General features: G+C 73.1%; 20 protein-coding genes. 8 read left to right on the top strand and 12 right to left on the bottom strand.

Going from position 1 to position 19450, the window contains the following annotated elements; genetic code table 11:
* Positions 1–22: 22 nt before the first annotated feature.
* A complete protein-coding gene (locus ACZ6IM_RS15575; protein ID WP_469556965.1) occupies positions 23–1114 on the bottom strand; it encodes an alpha/beta hydrolase-fold protein in 1092 nt (363 codons plus the stop codon).
* An 89-nt stretch (positions 1115–1203) separates the two neighbouring features.
* On the opposite strand from ACZ6IM_RS15575, the gene ACZ6IM_RS15570 reads away from it, so the two are divergent.
* Positions 1204–1416, top strand: a complete 213-nt coding sequence (locus ACZ6IM_RS15570) for an MbtH family protein (protein ID WP_052841344.1) — start codon at positions 1204–1206, stop codon at positions 1414–1416.
* 11 nt (positions 1417–1427) lie between these two features.
* Here ACZ6IM_RS15570 and ACZ6IM_RS15565 read toward each other — a convergent pair whose 3' ends face one another.
* Positions 1428–4742 carry a family 78 glycoside hydrolase catalytic domain gene (locus tag ACZ6IM_RS15565; RefSeq protein ID WP_469556963.1) on the bottom strand — a complete coding sequence of 1105 codons (3315 nt, stop codon included), beginning with the start codon at positions 4740–4742 and terminating at the stop codon, positions 1428–1430.
* Between the two features lie 343 nt (positions 4743–5085).
* On the opposite strand from ACZ6IM_RS15565, the gene ACZ6IM_RS15560 reads away from it, so the two are divergent.
* Complete coding sequence (locus ACZ6IM_RS15560; protein WP_052841346.1) at positions 5086–5808, top strand: DinB family protein; 723 nt, start codon at positions 5086–5088, stop codon at positions 5806–5808.
* A gap of 103 nt (positions 5809–5911) precedes the next feature.
* Here ACZ6IM_RS15560 and ACZ6IM_RS15555 read toward each other — a convergent pair whose 3' ends face one another.
* Positions 5912–6418 carry a MarR family winged helix-turn-helix transcriptional regulator gene (locus ACZ6IM_RS15555; RefSeq protein WP_052841347.1) on the bottom strand — a complete coding sequence of 169 codons (507 nt, stop codon included), beginning with the start codon at positions 6416–6418 and terminating at the stop codon, positions 5912–5914.
* A 171-nt stretch (positions 6419–6589) separates the two neighbouring features.
* On the opposite strand from ACZ6IM_RS15555, the gene ACZ6IM_RS15550 reads away from it, so the two are divergent.
* A complete protein-coding gene (locus ACZ6IM_RS15550; protein ID WP_469556960.1) occupies positions 6590–7813 on the top strand; it encodes an FAD-dependent monooxygenase in 1224 nt (407 codons plus the stop codon).
* Here the strand turns inward: ACZ6IM_RS15550 and ACZ6IM_RS15545 are convergent.
* The gene (locus ACZ6IM_RS15545) at positions 7795–8418 is read right to left on the bottom strand and encodes a TetR/AcrR family transcriptional regulator (RefSeq protein ID WP_469556958.1); all 624 of its coding nucleotides are present in this window, start codon (positions 8416–8418) and stop codon (positions 7795–7797) included. The genes ACZ6IM_RS15550 and ACZ6IM_RS15545 overlap by 19 nt on opposite strands.
* A 148-nt stretch (positions 8419–8566) precedes the next feature.
* Here ACZ6IM_RS15545 and ACZ6IM_RS15540 point away from each other — a divergent pair, with 148 nt between their 5' ends.
* Positions 8567–9733 carry an FAD-dependent oxidoreductase gene (locus tag ACZ6IM_RS15540; protein ID WP_469556956.1) on the top strand — a complete coding sequence of 389 codons (1167 nt, stop codon included), beginning with the start codon at positions 8567–8569 and terminating at the stop codon, positions 9731–9733.
* A 28-nt stretch (positions 9734–9761) separates the two neighbouring features.
* Entirely contained in the window at positions 9762–10169 is a 408-nt protein-coding gene (locus ACZ6IM_RS15535; RefSeq protein ID WP_052841410.1) for a hypothetical protein, read from the top strand.
* On the opposite strand, the gene ACZ6IM_RS15530 is transcribed toward ACZ6IM_RS15535, so the two are convergent.
* From ACZ6IM_RS15530 to ACZ6IM_RS15520, 3 genes are all read right to left on the bottom strand, one after another.
* Complete coding sequence (locus ACZ6IM_RS15530) at positions 10166–10909, bottom strand: chitinase (protein WP_052841351.1); 744 nt, start codon at positions 10907–10909, stop codon at positions 10166–10168. The two genes, ACZ6IM_RS15535 and ACZ6IM_RS15530, sit on opposite strands and share 4 nt — an antisense overlap.
* Positions 10910–11037: 128 nt before the next feature.
* Positions 11038–11556 carry a lytic polysaccharide monooxygenase auxiliary activity family 9 protein gene (locus ACZ6IM_RS15525; protein ID WP_052841352.1) on the bottom strand — a complete coding sequence of 173 codons (519 nt, stop codon included), beginning with the start codon at positions 11554–11556 and terminating at the stop codon, positions 11038–11040.
* A gap of 311 nt (positions 11557–11867) precedes the next feature.
* Positions 11868–12809, bottom strand: coding sequence for an alpha/beta hydrolase family protein (locus tag ACZ6IM_RS15520; RefSeq protein ID WP_052841353.1), 942 nt, complete (start codon positions 12807–12809; stop codon positions 11868–11870).
* A 139-nt stretch (positions 12810–12948) separates the two neighbouring features.
* On the opposite strand from ACZ6IM_RS15520, the gene ACZ6IM_RS15515 reads away from it, so the two are divergent.
* Together ACZ6IM_RS15515 and ACZ6IM_RS15510 are read left to right on the top strand one after the other, a co-directional pair.
* Positions 12949–13329 carry a MerR family transcriptional regulator gene (locus ACZ6IM_RS15515; protein ID WP_052841354.1) on the top strand — a complete coding sequence of 127 codons (381 nt, stop codon included), beginning with the start codon at positions 12949–12951 and terminating at the stop codon, positions 13327–13329.
* Between the two features lie 209 nt (positions 13330–13538).
* The gene (locus ACZ6IM_RS15510) at positions 13539–14612 is read left to right on the top strand and encodes a ferritin-like domain-containing protein (protein ID WP_469556953.1); all 1074 of its coding nucleotides are present in this window, start codon (positions 13539–13541) and stop codon (positions 14610–14612) included.
* A gap of 14 nt (positions 14613–14626) precedes the next feature.
* Here ACZ6IM_RS15510 and ACZ6IM_RS15505 read toward each other — a convergent pair whose 3' ends face one another.
* A complete protein-coding gene (locus ACZ6IM_RS15505; RefSeq protein ID WP_052841356.1) occupies positions 14627–16132 on the bottom strand; it encodes a SulP family inorganic anion transporter in 1506 nt (501 codons plus the stop codon).
* A gap of 328 nt (positions 16133–16460) precedes the next feature.
* Between ACZ6IM_RS15505 and ACZ6IM_RS15500 the strand changes: the two genes are divergently transcribed.
* Positions 16461–16856 (top strand): MerR family transcriptional regulator, encoded by a 396-nt coding sequence (locus tag ACZ6IM_RS15500; RefSeq protein ID WP_052841411.1) that lies wholly within the window; start codon positions 16461–16463, stop codon positions 16854–16856.
* Between the two features lie 51 nt (positions 16857–16907).
* Here ACZ6IM_RS15500 and ACZ6IM_RS15495 read toward each other — a convergent pair whose 3' ends face one another.
* The 4 genes from ACZ6IM_RS15495 to ACZ6IM_RS15480 form a co-directional block, all read right to left on the bottom strand.
* On the bottom strand, positions 16908–17300 hold the full coding sequence (locus ACZ6IM_RS15495; protein ID WP_052841357.1) for a VOC family protein: 393 nt from the start codon (positions 17298–17300) through the stop codon (positions 16908–16910).
* Between the two features lie 143 nt (positions 17301–17443).
* Entirely contained in the window at positions 17444–17521 is a 78-nt protein-coding gene (locus tag ACZ6IM_RS15490; protein WP_464863028.1) for a hypothetical protein, read from the bottom strand.
* Between the two features lie 43 nt (positions 17522–17564).
* Complete coding sequence (locus ACZ6IM_RS15485) at positions 17565–18527, bottom strand: helix-turn-helix domain-containing protein (protein ID WP_469556951.1); 963 nt, start codon at positions 18525–18527, stop codon at positions 17565–17567.
* Positions 18528–18536: 9 nt separating this feature from the next.
* A complete protein-coding gene (locus tag ACZ6IM_RS15480; RefSeq protein ID WP_469556950.1) occupies positions 18537–19373 on the bottom strand; it encodes an alpha/beta fold hydrolase in 837 nt (278 codons plus the stop codon).
* Positions 19374–19450: the final 77 nt, after the last annotated feature.

Raw genomic sequence — 19450 nt, 5'->3', positions numbered from 1 at the left:
AGGTGCGCGATCCGCCCCGGTCCTACGCGAGCGCCCAGGCCACGTCCCGGAGCAGCGCGTGCCGCCAGCCCGCCCGGTCGTGGCCGGAGGCCGACCTGGAGACCCGTACGGTGGCACCGGCCTGTTCGGTCAGGGTCTCCACCAGGGCGCAGTGGGGAAGCATCCGCGTCTCGTGTTCGCCCACGTCGAAGGCGATCCGCAGCCCGGACAGGTCGGGACGCGCGCGCAGCCGCGCCGCGAGAGTGCCGCCCACCGGACCGCTCAGGGGGTCCGCCAGATCCGCGGCCTCGGGCGTCCACCACAGCGACGCCGACTGACAGGCGACCCGCGACACCATGTCCGGGAACTCCAGCGCCGCGTACAGCGCGCTGAGACCGCCCAGGCTCTGCCCCGCGACCACCGTCCGGCCGGGATCGGCGGGCACCCCGCTATCGGCCACCAGCGGCAGCAACTCGTCCCGCACCGCCTCCCACAGCGCGGGCCGGCACCCGAACTCGGCCCCGCGGTCCTTGGCCGGGAGGAACACCAGGGTGACCGGTGGCATCTCACCGCTCGCGACGGCCGAGTCGAAGGCGGCCGTCGCCGGGTGCAGGTACAGCCAGTCGTCGCCGTCGAGCAGCAGGACCAACGGCCCGCCCCCGCCCACCGGATGGACCCGCACGGTGCGCCGCCCGCCGAGCCGCTCGCTGGTCCAGCGCAGCCGGGTGCGGGGCAGGGGCAGGACGTCGCCGGCGTCGAGCAGGGGCCAGTGCGGCTGGGCCGGGGCGTCCGGGGTGGCGGCGACGGACCGCTCGCCGCCCGCGCCCGCGGGGTTGCGGGGGTCGGCATACGCCGCGTCGTCCACCAGGAACTGGTACGTCACCCGCAGCCGCGCCGGCATGCGCACCTCGGCGTACCAGCAGTCCGTGTCGCCCCACCGCCGCAGGGGCACCGGAGCCGACCAGCTCTCGAAGACCAGGCTGGCCGCCCGCGACCCGCGCCGCAGGAACAGGGTCGTCCACCCGTCGCCGTCGGGGACCGCCAAGGGCGTCGTCACGGCGGCCCAGAAGGCGTCGGTGCCGGGCTTCCCGGGCAGCCCGTACGCGGCGAAGGCGTCCGGCCCCGTCCGGCTCATGAACGTCTCCTTGTGGAGCGGAAATCCAGAAGGCTAAGCTCATCGCGCATTAGGCGAGCCTAACCTAATTCAAACGGGAGGTAGCGCGCATGAGCACCAACCCCTTCGACGACCCCGACGGCCGGTTCCTCGTCCTGGTGAACGACGAGGGCCAGCACTCGCTCTGGCCGTCCTTCGCGGCGGTGCCCGGGGGATGGACGACCGTCTTCGAGGAGAACACCCGGGACGCCTGCCTGGCGTACGTCGAGGCCAACTGGACCGACCTGCGCCCGCGTTCCCTGGCCGGGTCCGCGGACGCCTGAGGCCGGCCGCGTCACGCGTCGCCGGTGAACTCCCAACTGCCGTGGCCGACCCGGAGGATGTCGAAGCCGGGCACCGACCGCAGGAACTCCGCACCGTCCGGCACGCTCGCGCGCCCGCCCGCGGACACCGGCACGTGGACCTCCGCCCGCGAGCCCACGGGCACCCGGACCGTGAGCCGCAGCCTCCCGTCCACGGCGGACCACGCCACGGCCGCCTCCCCGCGCACGGTGCGGATCGAGGTGCGCGCCCAGTCCACACCCGTACGGGCGTCGGGTCGTACGGCGAAGGTGCGCCACCCCGCGTCGCCCGGCCTGAGCCCGGCCACGTTCTCGTACAGCCACTGGGCGACGGTGCCCTGGAAGTAGTGGTCGCGCGAGCGCGAGTCCAGCGGCCACATCTCCCACATGGTGTCGGCGCCGTTGTCGTGCCAGTAGCCCCAACTCGGGTACGTGCGCCGGGTGGCCACGGAATGGGCGACGTCCGGGCGGCCGTGCGCGCACAGGACCCGCAGCAGCACACTCGTGCCCAGGGCTCCCGTGTTGAGGTGGTTCCCGCGCTTGCCGATGTCGGCGACCAGGCTCTCCAGGACCGTGGCCCTGGCTCCCGGCGGCACCAGTCCGAACGCCAGCGGTATCGCGTTGGACGTCTGCCGGTAGTCCGGGTCCTTGGCCGTGCGGTAGTGCCCGTCCGGACCGAGGAACGCCTCGTTGAACGCGGTCCGCAGTCCCTCGGCGGCGGCACGGTAGCGGCGGGGGACATCGTTGTCGCCGGGCAGGCCGGGGAGTGCCTCGCCCAGTTCCGCCGTGTGGAGCAGCGCCCGGTACAGATAGGCCGTGGCGGTCAGCCGGGTGTCCTCGGGCGGGTTGCCGCCGTAGCCGGGTGCCAGGTAGTCGCCGAGCGCGGTGACGGCCAGGCCGTCCCGCAGCCGGCCGAGTTCCCAGTCCAGGTAGCGGGTCAGGGTCGTCCAGTGCTCCCGGGCCGCCCGCTCGTCGCCGTACACCCGGTACAACTCGCGGACCACGAAGGGGTACACGGTCGTCCACTCGGGCGAGGGTCCGAGGTCGCCGTAGCCCCAGCCGCCGCTGGGCACGATCACCGGGAGCTGTCCGTCGCCGGTCTGGCTGTCGGCGAGGTCGCCGAGCCACTTCGACAGGAAGCGCTGCATCCCGAACGCGTACGTCATGACCGGCGTGCCGAGCTGCGCGTCGCCGGTCCAGCCGTTCTTCTCGTACATCGGCGTGTCGGTGGGGATGCCGTGCAGGTTGTTCAGGACGGTGCGGCGCATGGCTCCGTCCAGCCACTCGTAGAACGGCTCCGAGCAGGTGAACGAGCTGACCTCCTCCACCCGGGAGTGCACCAGCCGGCCCAGCACGTCCCCGGGCGCCGGACGTGCGGGCAGGCCGTGGACCTCGACGTACCGGAAGCCCTTGTACGTAAAGCTCGGCTCCCACACCTCCTCGTCCCGGCCGGCGCACACGTATTCGTCGGTCTGGAAGCGGCCCGGCACGTGCCCGGTCTCCGCGTGCACACTGCCGTCGTCCTTGAGCTTCTCGCCGTGGACGAGCCGGACCACCGTGCCCTCGGCGGCCCCGCGCACGGTCAGCCGGGTCCAGCCGGCCATGGTGCGGCCCATGTCCACGACGTACACGCCGTCGCGCAGCTCCTCGATCGCCTTCGGGCGGACCGTGTCGACGATCCCGATCGGGTCGTGCGGCTGCGCCCGCAGCCTGCCGCCGGGCGCCTCGCGCACACCGGCCGGCCGCCACCCGGAGTCGTCGAAGCCGGGCCCGGACCAGCCGTCGGGCGCCCGCCGCGCGTCGTAGGTCTCCCCGGCGTACAGGGAGTTGGACAGGGTCGGTCCCTCGGTGATGCGCCACTCGGTGTCCGTGGCGACGGTGGTGCGGGTCCCGTCCGGGTGGTCGATCTCCAACTGTGCGAGCAGCCGGGGCTCGCCGTGCCAGGGGGCGCGGTGCCAGTTCCACACGTTGGGCGTGGTCATGCCGTAGAAGCCGCGCCCGAGGGCGACCCCGATGGCGTTCTCACCGCGCCTCAGCAACTCCGTCACGTCGTGGACGGCGTACAGCACCGTCTCGTCGTAGTCGGTGAAGCCGGGGTCGAGGACCTGGTCGCCGACGCGCCTTCCGTTGATCTCCGCCTCGTAGTAGGCGAGCCCGCTGATGTGCAGGCGGGCGCGCGTGACACGGCCGCGGACGGTGAAGGAGCGGCGCAGCAGAGGGGCGGGTGCCTCGGGGGCGGTGACGGAGACGTTCGCGCCCCAGGGTCCCTGGCCGTAGGGGGCCAGGACGGCGGCCGGTTCCCAGCCTCCGTCGTCGAACCCCGGGCGCTCCCAGCCCTCCCGCGGCGTGTCCGAGGTGCGCCAGCCGTCGCCGGTGCGCAGTTCGTGGGTGCGTCCGTCCTCGGTCTCGACGAGGAGACGGGCGAGGAGACCGCCCGGGTTGACACTGGCCCCGGCGCGGTTGGTGGCGAGGGCGGCGACGAGGATCTCGCCGTCGGCCGAGCGGGCCTGCTCCGTGACGTCCGCGGTGCGGCCGGTGCGCCAGCCGTCGGTCTGCCGCGGTGCGTGGAGCACCTGCTGCCCGTGGACGTAGAGGGTGAAGTCGTCGTCCGCCGTGGCGGCCACGACGGCCCGCTTCACCACGGAGCCCGCGGGCAGGGCGAGCGTGGCGCGGAACCGGCGTTCGCCCTCCGGTGCGTCCGAGGACGTCGCGCCGGGGGACCAGATCCAGGAGGCGCCCTCCAGGGACGGCGGCGCCGGCGGCTCCTCGGCGCCGATCCAGCTCGCCCGCCAGCCGTCGGCCGGGAGCGAGGTCTCCCACCAGCGGGTCTCGCTCCAGGGGGAGCGTCGTCCGGCGGCGTCCCAGACCCGGACCTGCCAGTGGTAGCGGGTACGGGGCCGCAGCATCGGACCGCCGTAGGGGACGCCGACGCTGCGGTCGGATGCGACCCTTCCCGAGTCCCACACCGTGTGGGTGCGCGGGCCCCGGCCGACGGAGTCCCTGGTGACCCGGACGTGATAGGCGGTCTGCCGGGCGCCGTGACCGGGAGCGGCCAGCTCCCAGGACAGCCGGGGGAGTTCGACGTCCGTGCCGAGCAGGTTCTCGGCGTACTCGACGCTGGTGCGCACGACGCGGAGTCCGGGCCCAGTCTCCGGCCGGCGGCCCGCCGTGCCGGCTCCGCCCACCGCGGCCGCGCCGCCGGTGGTCAGCGCGGTGACGCCGGCGGCGCCCGCGGTCGCCACGGTGCCGCGGAGGAAGACTCTGCGGTTCCATCCCCCGGCTGTGCCCTCGGCCGATTCGTCGGTCATGTGTGTCCGCCTTTGCTCGTCGTGCCGACGCAGCGGGAACGAACCGCGCGTGTGACTCGCGTCGGCTGCCTGGACGTACGGATTGACGGGGAGTGAGGTGGAGCGGAGTGGGGGCGGTGGGGATCGCTGGGTTGAAACGATTCAATCCCCGTCCTCACGATCCTACGCACGCGCTGCGGGCCGCATCAAGGGATGCGACAACGGCGGTACCGCGCCGCGGTGGTCGCCGTCCCGCCGTGCGGAAGGAATTCGGTCGCGCCCGCGGGCCGCGAGTCGTTAGCCTCGGCCTCCGCCGGAACGCCGCGTGGCGCGGGCGCACCGTGGACCGTGAAAGGGGCCGGGCATGGAGATCGAGGGCGCGCGGACGGACCGGTTGGGCGTGCTGCTCGACCAGTTCGACAAGGCCAGGGAGATGGCCCAGGTGCGACTGGCGGGGTTGAGTGACGAGGAGTACCTGTGGGAGCCCGCGGCCGGCTGCTGGTCGATCCGGCGCCGGGGCGAGGCGGTGACGCCCAGGGCGTACGGGCCCGGTGAGTGGGTGCTCGACAAGGGTGCCCCCGACATCCCGGCGAACGAGTACGCGGAGGTGGCCCGGCAGGCCGCGAGCGGCATGACGGTCACCAAGATCGCCGACGACTGGAGCGTGAGCGTCGAGCGCGTCGAGCAGGTCCTCGCCCACACCGGCACGCCGGAGCCCGACGCGACGCCGATCACCACCATCGCCTGGCGGCTCGCGCACCTGCACTCCTGCTTCGCGGGTCAGTGGGAGTGGACCTTCGGCGAACGGCGCCGGGATCCGCGGCTGCTGGTCGACTTCACCCCCTCCGCCGCCCTGGAACTCGAACGGTTCTGGGCGGTGATCGACCGCTGGCGAGAGGACGTCGGGGGCGTCACCGACGAGCAGCTCGACACCGTCGGCTTCTCCCAGTACCCGTACGGCTCCGACCCGGACGACCCCTACATCGGCGTCGTGGCCGGGGCCGGCCTCGAGTTCATCCACCACATGGCCGAGATCGCCCTCCTGCGCGACCTGTGGCGGGCCACCCGCTCCGGCAGCGCCGGGTAGGGGACCAGGCCGGGCGATCGCCGGGCTCGGCACCTGCTGGAGCAACACCCGGAGCAGGCGGACGCGATGGTCCGCCGGGCCGTGCGCCGCGCGAGCCGAGCGCTCACTCCTGCGCGTCGAACCGGGCCAGACGCGCCGTCACGTCGTCGGCGAGACGGGTGAGGAGGCGGGTGAGGTCCTCACGGTCCTGCCGCGGCCAGTCGGCGAGCGCCTCGGCGAACCAGCCGAGCAGCGATGTCACATACCGGTTGGCGGCCTCGGTGCCAGCCCCGGTCGGTTCGATGAGGCTCGCGCGGCGGTCGTGGGGGTCGGCGACCCGGCGTACCAGACCGCGTTTCTCCAGTGCCTGGACCTGGCGGGTGACGTGCGGGCCCACGACCTGCATCCGGTCGGCGATCTCGCCGATCCGCAGCGGCTGGTCGGCCGTACGGAGGGTCACCAGCACGCCCATGGCGGGACGGTCGAGGGCGAGCCCGGCCGCCTCGGCGGCGCGCTCCGTGAGCCGGCCCTTGGTGAAGGCCGCGCTGAGCTGGGTGAGCCGCGGCAGCACGTCGAGCAGCCCGGAGTGCGGGTCGTCCGGCTCGGCGGGTCCGGGGGGTTCGTGGGTCATGAGGTCTCCATTTGCATACCTGACTTAGGTATCTATATCGTAGGGAGCGGCCGGTGCCTGGGAGGGTGCCGTATGGCCTCCATAAAGATACCTAAGGTACGTATGTTTGCCGTCGATGCGACACGTGCCTCCGTCTTCCCGGGGTCCGCCCCGGTGGAAGGGTGAGAAGTCATGACCCACACGTCCCGTCCCGCTCGCCGCGTACTGATCTCCGGAGCAAGTATCGCGGGCCCCGCGCTCGCGCACTGGCTCGACCGGTACGGCTTCGAGGTGACCGTCGTCGAGAAGGCCGCCGCCGTCCGCGGGGGCGGCTACGCGATCGACGTGCGCGGCACGGCACGCGAGGCCGTGGACCGCATGGGCCTGCTGCCGGCGCTGACCAAGGCGCACGTCGACAGCCAGCGGATCACCTTCGTGGACGCCGCGGGGGAGAGGGTCGGCTCGCTGCAGCCCGAGCAGCTGACCGGGGGAGAGGCCGGGGTGGATCTCGAAGTCCGGCGCGGTGATCTGGCCGACGCTCTCTACACCCCGCTGCGGGGCCGGGTCGAGTTCCTCTTCGACGACTCGATCGCGACACTCGACGACACCGGGGACGCCGTGCACGTCGTCTTCGACAGCGGCGCGCGCCGCACCTTCGACCTGGTGGTCGGCGCGGACGGGCTGCACTCGAACACGCGCAGGCTGGTCTTCGGCCCTGAGGAGCCGTTCCACCGCTACCTCGGGCACGTCTTCGCGGGCTTCACCCTGCCGAACGAGTTCGGGCTCGCCCACGAGGCCGTGATCTGGAACGAGCCGGGCCGCAGCGCCGTCCTCTACGCCCACGAGCCCTCCGAACGGGTGCACGGCTTCCTCACCTTCACCCGCGACACCCCGCCCTTCGATGCCTTCCGTGACCCCCGGGCCCAGCGCGACCTGGTGGCGGCATGCTTCCCCGAGCGGGTCTGGCACCTGCCGCACCTGGTCGAGGCCATGCGGGAGGCCGACGACCTGTTCTTCGACATCGTGAGCCAGATCCACATGCGTACGTGGTCCCACGGGCGTGTCGTCCTCGCGGGCGACGCCGCGCACGCCACGTCGTTCATCTCCGGCCAGGGATCGAGCGTCGCGCTCGTCGGTGCGTACGTCCTGGCCGGCGAACTGGCCACGCACGCGGACCACGCCGACGCCTTCGCCGCCTACGAGCGCCGGATGCGTCCCTTCGCGGAGCGCAACCAGGCGCTCGCCACCAGCGGCGGCTCGGCGGTGACCCCCACGACGCGGCAGGAGATCGAGGCCCGCAACGCCCTGCTGCGCGACCCGGAGGCGGCGGCGAGGGCGATGGTCACCGCGAGCGCGCAGGAGGGGCGCGCGGTCCACTCGTCCCTGGAACTGCCCGACTACCCGTCGGCCGTCTGAGCGGACGCGGGCCCGTCCGTCGGGCCCGCCTGCGCTCGCCAGCCGTGCAGGAGCAGATCGAACACCGTCTCCACGGTCGCACGGGGATCGCGCCGTCCCGTGGTCAGGGCGGGGACCTCCAGGACGAACCGGGCCAGCGCCGCGCACGCCGGGTCATCCGGCTCCCGGCCGAGTTCCTCCGCGATCACGGCGCTCAGTGTGTCGGCGTGTCGCATCCACATGCGCTCCCCGTACTCGCGGAGCGCGGGCGTGTCGCTGACCAGAGCGGTGAAGCCCGCCCGGCGCGGATCGGTCGCGATCGGCACCCAGGAATCCAGGGCGTGCGCGCGGAGGGCCTCGACCACGCTCTGGCCGGCGGGTCGCTCGCGGACGGCGGCGGCCAGCGCGGCGTCGACGTCCTGCTCGCGGTCGAAGACCAGCGCCTCCTTGCTCGGGAAGTGGGCGAAGAGAGTCGTCGTCGAGACGTCGGCCCGCTCGGCGACGTCGCGGACGCTGACCCGGTCGAACCCGTGCTCCAGGAAGAGCTCGAGGGCGGCGTCGGCGATGGCCTGCCTGGTCGCGGCCTTCTTGCGCTCGCGACGGCCTGGGGTCGGGGAGTCGGGCATGGCGCCACTCTAGCGCACGACTGGAACGAGACAGAAAGCGGCCTCAAGCAGAAATCTGAGCGATTCAGAAACTGAAACAGTTGCACTTTCTCACTCGTTTCTGCTTTGGTGGTTTCCACGGGGGACCCACCAACAGAAGGAAGCCACCATGAACGCTCCGACGCCCTCGGGTGCGCGGATCAGCATCATCGGTGCGGGCCCGGGCGGGCTCACCTGCGCCCGTGTCCTGCGGCAGCACGGCATCGCGGCGACGGTGTACGACCGCGACCCGGACGCCGCCTCCCGGGACCAGGGAGGATCGCTCGACCTGCACGAGGAGGACGGCCAGCTCGCGCTCCGCGAAGCGGGTCTGCTGAAGGAGTTCTTCGCGCTCGCCAGGTTCGAGAGCCAGGAGGAGCGCCGCTTCGACAGCGGGGGGCGCCTCCTCGGCCACCGGCTGCCGGAGGAGGGCGAGACGGCCCGCCCGGAGATCGACCGGGGCCAGCTCCGGGACCTCCTGCTGCGCTCGCTCGATGCCGGGACGGTGCGGTGGGGGCACGCCCTGGAATCGGTGGGAGGGCCGGCCGGCGGGCCGCGGACCCTGACGTTCGCCGACGGCAGCACCGTGGAGACGGACCTCGTGATCGGAGCGGACGGCGCCTTCTCGCGCGTCCGCGCTGCGTTGTCCGACGCCGTACCGCGCTACACCGGCGTCGGCTTCCTCGAAGCGTGGTTCGACGACATGGAGTCCGCGCACCCGGAGCTGGCTGAGCTGGTCGGCCAGGGCAGCGCGCACGTGGCCGACGGCGAGCGAGGTCTCTTCGCGCAGCGCAACAGCGGTGGACACATGCGCGTCTACCTCATGCGCAGGGTCGCCCTGGACTGGATGGCGGCGAGCGGGCTGCGTCCGCAGGACACCGACGGCATCCGCGCACGGCTCCTCACCGAGTACGCGGGCTGGTCACCGCGGATACTCCGCCTGATCACCGAGAACGACGGCCCCTACGTCGACCGCCCGCTCTTCGCCCTGCCGGTACCGCACACCTGGCGGCACACGCCCGGCGTGACGCTCCTGGGAGACGCCGCCCACCTGATGCCCCCGCTCGGCGTCGGCGTCAACCTCGCCATGCTCGACGGCGCGGAACTCGCGCTCGCCCTCGCCGGCTCCGCCACCGTCGACGACGCCGTACGCACCTACGAGAAGACGATGCTCCCGCGCTCGGCCGAGATCGCCGGGATGCTGGAGGGCGGGGCGGGATTCCTGCTGGAGGAGCCGGACGCCGAGGACCTCGCCCGGTTCGGTGGGCCCGGAGCGGGCCACGGGCCGGGGGCGTGACGCGTGCCCGGCCGGTAGCGTCGCGCCCATGGATGCGCTCCTGCCGTTCGTGCTCCTCGCCGGTGGCCTCGCCGCGGTCCTCGGCTCCTTCACCTGGCTGGCGTCCCGCGTGCGCCGCCGGGGCGCGGCGGGCGGGGCGGTGGGCGCGGCGCTGGCCTCGTACGAGGAGGCCTTCCGCGCCACGGCGTACGAGTCCCACGTCGAGATCCGGGCCCAGGCGGAACGCAGGTCCCCGCTCCTGTCGCCCGACGACGACTGGCGGCGGGCTCCCGCCGCGGTGGACCGCGCCGGTGCGGAGGCCGGCCGGCCGGCTCGCCGCGGCCCGCACCGGCAGCGGCGCCGCGCGGGCCGGTGGTTCGGCCGTCGGCGCGGCCCCCTCGCGACCGGGCGCGCCGGCGGGCACGAGGGGGCGGACGGGCCGGGCTCGGCCCGCTAGCAGCTCAGGTTGTCGCCGGGCTCGACGCCGAGGAGCTGGGTGAAGCGCTCGTAGTTGTCGATCCGGCTCTGGACCTGCGCGGGATTGCGCCCGTCGCACTCCAGGCTGCCGTTGATGGACCGGATGGTCTCCCCGAACCCGGCGCCGTTGACCATGGCGTCGTGCGGGGTCATGGTGCCGGGACCTGACTGGGTGTTCCAGTACCACAGGCCCGTCTTCCAGGCCACCGCCGAGTCGTTCTGGACCAGGTCGGGGTTGCCCAGCAGGTCGATGCCGAGGGCGTCCCCGGCGGCCTTGTAGTTGAAGTTCCAGCTCAGCTGGACGGGCCCGCGCCCGTAGTACTTGTCGGTGCCGGCCGGGCAGCCGTACGGCTGGGACGCGTCGCAGTAGTGCGGGTAGTTGGCGGTGTTCTGCTCCACGACGTGGACCAGTCCGCCGGTTTCGTGGCTGACGTTGGCGAGGAAGGCGGCTGCCTCCTGCTTCTTCACCGTGTCGCTGCCGGTGTTCGAGAACCCCGGGTAGGCGCTGAGCGCGGCGGTGAGACCGCTGTAGGTGTAGAAGGAGTTCCGGTTCGGGAACATCTGGTCGAACTGGCCTTCGCTCACCACGAATTCGGCGGCGGCGGCTCGGGTGTCGGGCTTCGCGGGCTTCTGGGCGACGGCCGACGGCGCCATGGTCAGGGTGCACAGGGCGGCGGCCGCGCCGGTGGCGGCCAGCAGGGCGAGCTTGCGGTGCAGCACGGTAGGTACTCCTGCTCGATGGGAGGGAGAGGGCGGGGGAGGGCGGAGCGGGGAAGCGACCGGGCACCCCGCGGGGGCGTGCACCCCGGAAGGGCCGTGGTCGCTCCCGGGCCGCTCCACCCGGCCCGTCAGCCGCCGACGTTGACGTCGATGCAGGCGTAGAACGCGTTGGACGTGTCGGCGACGTTCCAGACGGCGAGGACCTTCTGCTGTCCGGTGAGTCCACCGAAGTCGACCTGGTGGTTCACCACCGCGCCCGGCTTGGCGCCGCCGTCGTCGAACAGCGCGATCCGCTGACCGCCGGCGTAGTACTCCCACGTGCTGGTGGCGTGCTGAGCGGTGAGCCGCCACGAGAACGTGGTGGTCTTCGCCACCGGCGTGACCTTCCAGCCCTTGCTGTCGTCGTCCAGCTCCGCGAAGCGGCTGTTGCCGCCGCTGCAACTGGTCAGGCCCTTGGGGCCCTCGACGCTCTGCGGCTCGTACGTGATGTCGCCGCAGGACACCGTGCCCGCGGCGCACTGGGCCTGACGGCTGGGCGGGTCGGAGATGTAGCCGTGCGCGCTCGCCGAGGAGGCGGGCAGGCTCACGGCCACGACAGGGGCGAGGACCGCGCCGATCAGGGCAGCGGTCTTCCGACGTGCGTGCATGGGAACTCCTTCACATCCGGCCGTTCCGGGCGCGCGCGGCCATGTGTGGGGGGACCACGCGCACGCCGAGTACGGCCTCTCGTGGGTGGGGCCAGGAGGCGCGAAGGTGACGCGCACTCACCGTCCCCGCAGGGGCGTGGGACCCCGGCAGGGCTCAACTCCGTAAACGGAGCGGTGAGTTCTTTTGGACTAGACCATACAAGCGGTCGACGTGACCGTGTCAAGGGTGGGTCACCGGCGAACCGGGCCCCGGAGAGCCCGCGTTGGTCGGAGCCGGCGACGGCGGGAGTGCCGGGTGATCAGTCGGAGGCTCACTTGGACTCGAGCCGTCCGAGGGGATGGGCGTCCCCGGCCAGGTCCCTCCGGAGCGTCGTCCAGCCGGTGCTGTCGATGCCGAGGGCGTGGCGGAGGTAGGCGAGGGTGACCCGTTGGACCAGGACGACGTGGGCGGGGTTCTCGTCGGTGGTCTCGGCGGCGCCGTAGCCGGAGATGCCGCCGAGGAAGTGCTCCGCCCCGAAGAGCGTCAGGAGGCTCTTCTCGCCGGGGCTCAGCACGTACGGGTCGGCCGTCCAGTCCGCGCCGCGGACGGTGAGCGGGAGGTCGTCCTCGTCCCCCGCGACCACGAGGGCGGGGGCGGTCATGTGCGTGAAGTCGGGATGCCTCAGCCAGGGGAGGTTCTCGGCGGCGAACGGCGTCAGGGCGTCGCCGCCGGCGCCGGCCGTCGCGAGCAGCACGCCCGCCCCGACCCGGGGGTCGGAGAGGTCCGCCGCCTCACCGGTGGCGGGGTCCCGGACGCGCAGGCCCAGCAGGATGCCCGCCGTCTGGCCGCCGAAGGAGTGGCCGGCCGCCGCGACGCGGGTTCGGTCGAGCCGCCCGGCGAGGCCGGGGACGGTCGCCTCCACCACGTCCAGGTCGTCGAGGACGCGCCGCATGTCCTCGACGCGCGAGCGCCACAACCCCGGCCGGCGCGGGTCGTCCTCGGGAAGGCCCGACGTCCTGGAGTCGAGGTGGGTGGGCTGGACCACCACGAAGCCGTGGGCGGCCCAGTGGTCGGCGAGCGGGCCGTAGCCGTCGAGCGAGGAGCCGAAGCCGTGCGAGAGGAGGACGACGGGCAGGCCGTGCCCGGTCACCGGCGCGGACACGCGCACGCGCAGGTCCTCGCCGCGCTCCGGGGCGCGCAGCACGACGGGTTTGACCGAGACGACCGGTTCGGTGGTGGCGACGCCGGCCGTGGCGCGGACGGGTGTGGTCATGACGGGGCCCTTCTTTCTGCCGGCCAGGGGTGGGGAGAAGGGCCCCGGGACTGGGTGGGGCCCTCGGGAGTTACGCTAAAACCTGACGTTGACGTGAGGGGCAAGTCGCCCGGCCCGGCTCAGGGAGAGGAGGCGCGGGATGCGCATCGGGGAGCTCGCCGCCAGGACGGGCGTCAGCGTGCGGGCGCTGCGCTACTACGAGGAGCAGGACCTGCTCGTCGCGGAGCGCAGCCACAGTGGTCAGCGGCACTATCCCGAGAGCGCCGTCGGCCACGTCCGGCTGATCCAGCAGCTCTACGCCGCGGGCCTGTCGAGCCGGACCATCGTCGACCTCATGCCGTACGCGGCCGACGGCAGGGCCACGCCGGAACTGCTCGACCGCCTGTCCGCGGAACGGCACCGCGTCGAGAGCCGGATCACCGAACTGGTCGGCACCCGGGACAGACTCGACTCCGTCATCACCGGCGCCACGGACAACCTCCACACCGGTCGTCCCTGCGGTGCCGCCGGGGCCTCCTGAACCGACGCGGTAGGGCCGACCGGGTAGAGGATGCACCGCGCGGTGCCGCCCGCCCGGGAAACGGCCCCGGCGCTGCTAGTTTCGCCAGCCGTCGGAGGAATCCGGACGTCTCGGACAGAGGCGGGCGTCGGCGTGGAGAGGGAGTACGGGTGACTGGTGTGCGCGAGGAATCGTCGGGGGCGGGCGGCCCGTTCGGGCGAAGGACCTTCATGGCGTCGGCCGTCCTGACGGCGGCCGTCCCCGTCTCGGCCGCCGCCCCGGTCCGGGCGGCCGGGCGGCCGGAGGGCGCCGTGTCCGGCTGCCGGTCTGTGGCCCGGCTGCTCGCCGTCCCCGAAAGCGGTCGCGGCGTCGACTGGCTGAGGGAGGCCCTCCAGGTCGCCGTAGCGCTCGAACTCGCCACGATCCCGCCCTACCTGTGCGGATGGTGGTCCGTGGGGGACCGTACGAGCCACGTCGCACGGCTGATCCGGCGCATCATCGGCGACGAGATGTTCCACATGGGCGTCGTCTGCAACCTGCTGGTGGCCGTGGGCGGCCGGCCGCGGGTCACGGACGCGGCCCCCGCCTACCCCGGCCCGCTCCCCGGCGGGGTGCGCGACGGGGTGAACGTCTACCTCTCGGGCCTCACCAGGCCCTTCGTGCACGACGTGATGATGGCGATCGAGGCCCCGGAGGCGCCCCTGGCCCGCGCTGTGAACAACTCGCCCAGCATCGGCCACTTCTACGACGACCTGCTGCGCGCCTTCCGGTCCACGGCGCCCCCGCTGTCCGCCCGCGGGCAGTTGTCCCAGCACATCGGCTCCGACGTCCTCGAACCCGTCACCGACCTCGACGGCGTCGAGCGGGCGATCGAGATCATCAAGGAACAGGGCGAGGGCACCACCAGCTCCCCCGAGGACGCCTTCGGCGACGACTACCCGGCCCACTACTACGCCTTCGGCGAGATCTACCACGGACGGCAGCTGCGCCGGGAGGACGACGGCTGGCGGTTCACCGGCGCCCCCGTGCCCTTCCCCGACGCACGCCCCATGGCCCGGGTCCCGGCCGGTGGCTGGCCCGACCCGCCGCAGCGGGTGGCGGACCTCCTCGACCGGTTCGACACCGCCTACGCCAAGGTGCTGAGCACCCTCGAGGCGGCCTGGGCCCACGGCGACGCACGCACCCTGGGCTCGGCCGTGCGGACGATGCGCGGGCTGGAGGGCACCGCCCTGGAACTGATGGAAACCGGCATCCCGGGCGCCCGGGGCAACTACGGCCCCCAGTTCCGCCCGCCCCGCACGTGACGCCCGGGAGACGGTCAGTGGTTGCCGGCGAGGGCGCCGCCGAGCCTCTCGCGCATCAGCGTGCTGTGCTCGTTGAGACCGACGATCTCGACCCGCTTGCCGCGCTGCGCGTACTTGGTCTCGATCGCGTCCAGTGCGGCGACGGACGAGGCGTCCCAGATGTGGGTGGCCGACAGGTCGATGACGACCCGCTCGGGGTCACCCGCGTAGTCGAAGCGCGTGACGAGGTCGTTGCTGGAGGCGAAGAACAGCTCGCCGGTGACGGAGTAGACGACCTGGCCGCCGTCGGGGTCGGTGACCGAGGTGACGTCGGCCAGGTGGGCCACCCGCCGGGCGAAGATCACCATGGCGGTGACGGAGCCGACCACGACGCCGATGGCCAGGTTGCCGGTGGCGACCACGACGGCGACGGTGACCACCATGACGAGGATCTCGCCGGCGGGCATCCGCCCGAGGGTCCTGGGAGCGACGGAGTGCCAGTCGAACGTCGTGAACGACACCATCACCATCACCGCGACCAGGGCGGCCATCGGGATGTCGGACACGACCGGGCCGAAGACGATGCACAGCACCATCAGGAACGCACCCGCCAGGAACGTGGACAGGCGGGTACGCGCGCCGGACACCTTCACGTTGATCATCGTCTGGCCGATCATGGCGCAACCGCCCATGCCGCCGAAGAAGCCGGTGACGATGTTGGCGATGCCCTGACCGATCGACTCACGGGTCTTGTCGGAGTGGGTGTCGGTGATGTCGTCCACCAGCTTCGCCGTCATCAGCGACTCCATGAGCCCGACCAGGGCCATGGCGAGCGCGTACGGGGCGACGGTGGTCAGCGTGTCGAGGGTGAAGGGCACGTCGGGCAGCCCCGGCACCGGCAGCGCGTGCGGCAGCTCCCCCTTGTCACCGACGGTCGGTACCGCGATGCCGGCCGCCACGGTGACGACCGTCAGGACGACGATGGACACCAGCGGCGCCGGGACCACCCTGGTGATCCTGGGGAAGAGCACCATCAGCACGAGCCCGGCCACCACGAGCGGGTACACCGGCCAGGGCACATCGGTCATCTCGGGCACCTGCGCCATGAAGATGAGGATGGCGAGGGCGTTGACGAAGCCGGTCATCACCGAGCGCGGCACGAACCGCATCAACCTGGCCACCCCGAGCGCGCCGAGGACGATCTGGAAGACACCGGCGAGGATGACCGCCGCGACGAGGTACCCCAGCCCGTGCTCACGGTTCAACGGGGCGATCACCAGGGCGACGGCCCCCGTCGCCGCGGAGATCATCGCGCGGCGGCCGCCGACGACCGAGATGGTGACGGCCATGGTGAACGCCGCGAACAGCCCGATCTCCGGGTCGACCCCGGCGATGATCGAGAAGGAGATCGCCTCGGGGACCAGGGCGAGGGCGACGACGAGTCCGGCGAGGACCTCGGTGCGCCACGCCTTCGGGTCGGAGATCCAGTCGGGCTTGAGACCGCGCAGGCGCGCGGCGGGGGAGAGCGCGGGAGCAGACAAGAGGGAGGTACCTGTCGTGGTCGGGCACGCCCGGCGGCGGGGAACGTGCGGAGGAGCGCGCGGGCCGGGCCGGTCCTGCGCGAGGGCCGCGTCGCGGCGGACCCGGAGTCGGGCAAGAGGCGGCGTGCCGACGGGCGGCCGCTCCTCAGGGGCGGAGCGTCACGGCGGGCAGACGGCGGCGCTGGGCGTCATCGGCATGCGCTCGCTCTCTCCTGCCTGGCGTCGGTACGGGACCCGACGACTCTACCCTAACGTTACGGTAGAGTCCGGCCGTCGCGACGGCGGCCGGACGGACGACGAGGAAGGCGCACGCGTGAACGGCGGGCACATGCGGATCGGTGAGGTGGCGTCCAGGACCGAGTTGTCGCTGCGCACGATCCGGCACTACGAGGAGACGGGCCTGGTCGTCCCGTCCGCCCGCTCCCAGGGCGGCTTCCGCCTGTACACGGAGGCCGACGTCGCCCGCCTCATGGTCGTGCGCCGCATGAAGCCGCTCGGCTTCACCCTCGACGAGATGCGCGACCTCCTGGAGGCGACCGACCGCCTGGACCGCGCCGAGGGGCAGCTGTCGGCCGGCGAGCGCGAGCAACTCCTCGAGCGCGTGCGTGTCTTCGAGCGGGCCGCCCGGCAGCGGGTCGCCGACCTGCGCACCCGGCTGGCGCGGGCGGAGGAGTTCGCCGCGACCCTGGCCGACCGGATCGAGAGCGCGACAGCCGGACCGTAGCGGACGCGCCACCGGGCCCCTCGTCCGCTACCCGGCCTGCATGATCTGGCGCTACCCGGCCTGCATGATCTGGATCAGGTTGCCGCAGGTGTCGTCGAGGACCGCCGTGGTGACCGAGCCCGTCTCCAGCGGCTCCTGGACGAAGTGCACCCCGAGCCCGCGCAGCCTGTCGTACTCCGCCCGCACGTCGTCCACGGCGAAGGACGCGGCCGGGATGCCGTCCTCGGCCAGCGCCGTCCGGTACGGCCGCACCGCGGGGTGACCGGAGGGCTCGAGCAGCAGCTCGGTCCCGTCGGGAGCCTCGGGCGAGACCACGGTCAGCCACCGGTCCCCGCCCGCCCCCACCGGCACGTCGTGCTTCTTCAGGAAGCCCAGCGCCTCGGTGTAGAAGCGCAGGGCCTGGGCCTGATCGTCGACGAAGACGCTGGTGAGGTTGATCTTCATGGGGTCATCTCCGGTACTGGGTTCCGGGCCGTGGGACACGAGGTGCTCGGGCGGGCCGAAACCCTCCGGGACACCACCTGCCTACCAAGGACCCGCGGGCCCGGCAACGGGCCGCGGACCCGGGTACGTACCGGACCGGTGCCCTAGGACTGGGGCCGCCGTCCGTGGTTGGCGGGGTGGTTGCGGCGTGCCTTCTTCTTGCGGCGTCGCTTCGAGGACATGCGTGCCTCCTTCGGAAGACGTCTGCTTGGTGCGCGTTGCGTGTCAGTGCGCATCCGTCCATGCCGTCCGTCCACGATTCCACGCACGGCCGGGCGGTGCCATTCGGCGCGGTGCGGCTCCGGCGGCCCCCGCGGACCGAAGGGAGTTCGTGGGCCGCGCCGGTGACGAGCCCGGCCACGCGACGTCGTCGATCGCGAGCCACGGTGCGCCGGCCACGGCCGTGGGGGTCAGCCCGGTGAACGCCTTGACCTCCCGGTGCAGGTGGGACTGGTCGACATAGCCGCTCTCGAAGGCGACGGAGGCCGGGGCCAGGCCGGCCGCGAGCAGGTGGGCGGCGTGGTCGAACCGCACCAGCCGGGCGGCCCGCTTGGGCGTGATGCCGAGCTGCGCGTGGAAACGGGCCGACAGCCGCTTGCGGCTCCAGCCGACCTCCTCGGCCAGACCGTCGACCCGTACGCGCCCCCGGCTGCCGAGCGTCGTCCGCCAGGTGTGGGCGACCTCGGGATCGACCGGCGCCCGGTCCGCCATACGCCGGCGCAGGAGGTCCGCCGCGAACGCGAACCGCTCGTCCCACGACCCGGCGGCGCGCAGCTCGTCCTGGACCCGCTCCGCCTCGCGGCCCCAGACGTCCCCGAACGACTCCACCCTCCCGCCGAGCGCCGCCGACGGGCCGAGCACCGCGGCCGCCACCGCCGGCTCCAGCCGGATCTGCAGACACGCGCCCACCCGGCCCGCTGCCCTGAGGTCCCCCGGGGCGAGCCCTGCGGCGAAGCTGCCGTGCCCTTGTCGGCCCCGGGCGCTGTACCGGATGCCCTCGCCCTCGCTCAGGTCGATGAGCAGGGTGACGGACGGATGCGCCACCATGGCCATGTCCACGAACGCGGACACGTGCTGGCTGAACCCGGCCATGCTGATCCCCGCGAGCCGGGCCGAGGGGCGCGGGACGGCGACGTCCACGATCGACCAGTCGGGCGGCGCCCCGGTCGGTGCCTCGGTGGCCAACACCCGGTCAGTCTAGGTCTCGGGGCCGACGGCCGGGAGGTCCGCGTCCCGGGCGGTGAAGCCGAGCAGCAGCGCTCCGGTCGGCCCCGGCGCTTCCAGCGGCGGCAGGTGTCCGACGCCCGGCAGCATCTCGAGCCGCGTGTCCGGCACGGTTTCGTACCGGTGCGCCGACGACGGATCCCAGCGCGGGTCGGCGGCACCGAAGAGCACCAGCACCGGGATGTCGAGGGCGGCCAGGCGCTCGGGCACGCCGCGCTCGGCGAGGTAGGCCGTGTTCCCGCGCGCCACCGTCCTGAAGGAGCGGTACGAGATGCCCCGCACGTCGTCGATCATCGCGGCCGGAACGTCCACGGGACCGGCGGCCGTCGCGGCGATCGCCCTGTGGAGCATCGCGTCCGTGCGCCGCCGCCACAGCAGCGGGCCGAAGGGCGGGGCCAGCAGCAGCCGCAGGATCACCGGCTGCGGGAGGAGCGCGCCCAGATCCGGCCCCGTGCTGACCAGGGCGAGCGCCCCCACCAGGTCGGGGCGCCGCTCGGCGAGCGCCGTGGCGACGTAGCCGCCGCTGGAGTGGCCGGCCACCGTCACGGACCGGAGCCCCAGGTCGTCCAGGAGAGCCGCCACCCGGCCCGCCTGCTGCGGCACGTCGTAGGACGGGGTGGGCGGGGACTTGCCGCAGCCCGGGAGGTCGACACGCAGGACGTGCCGGTGCTCGGCCAGTGCCGGGACCACCGGGCTCCACGAGGCGCCCGAGGCACCGGAACCGTGGATGAGCAGGAAGGGCGGCGCCTGCGGCGGGCCGTCGTGCACCACGTGCATTCCGCGCGAGAGATCGGCGTCGTACTGACTCATGCCGCCATCGTGTGCCCGGTGCCGGTCACGGGTCTTGTACGAATGTCCGCCCGGACCCGTCGGACCGGGCGGACGCA

The organism is Streptomyces sp. NPDC042336, from assembly GCF_055581985.1.
Note: the sequence above shows the minus strand (reverse complement) of the source record. Positions and strands in the feature narration are given on the sequence as shown.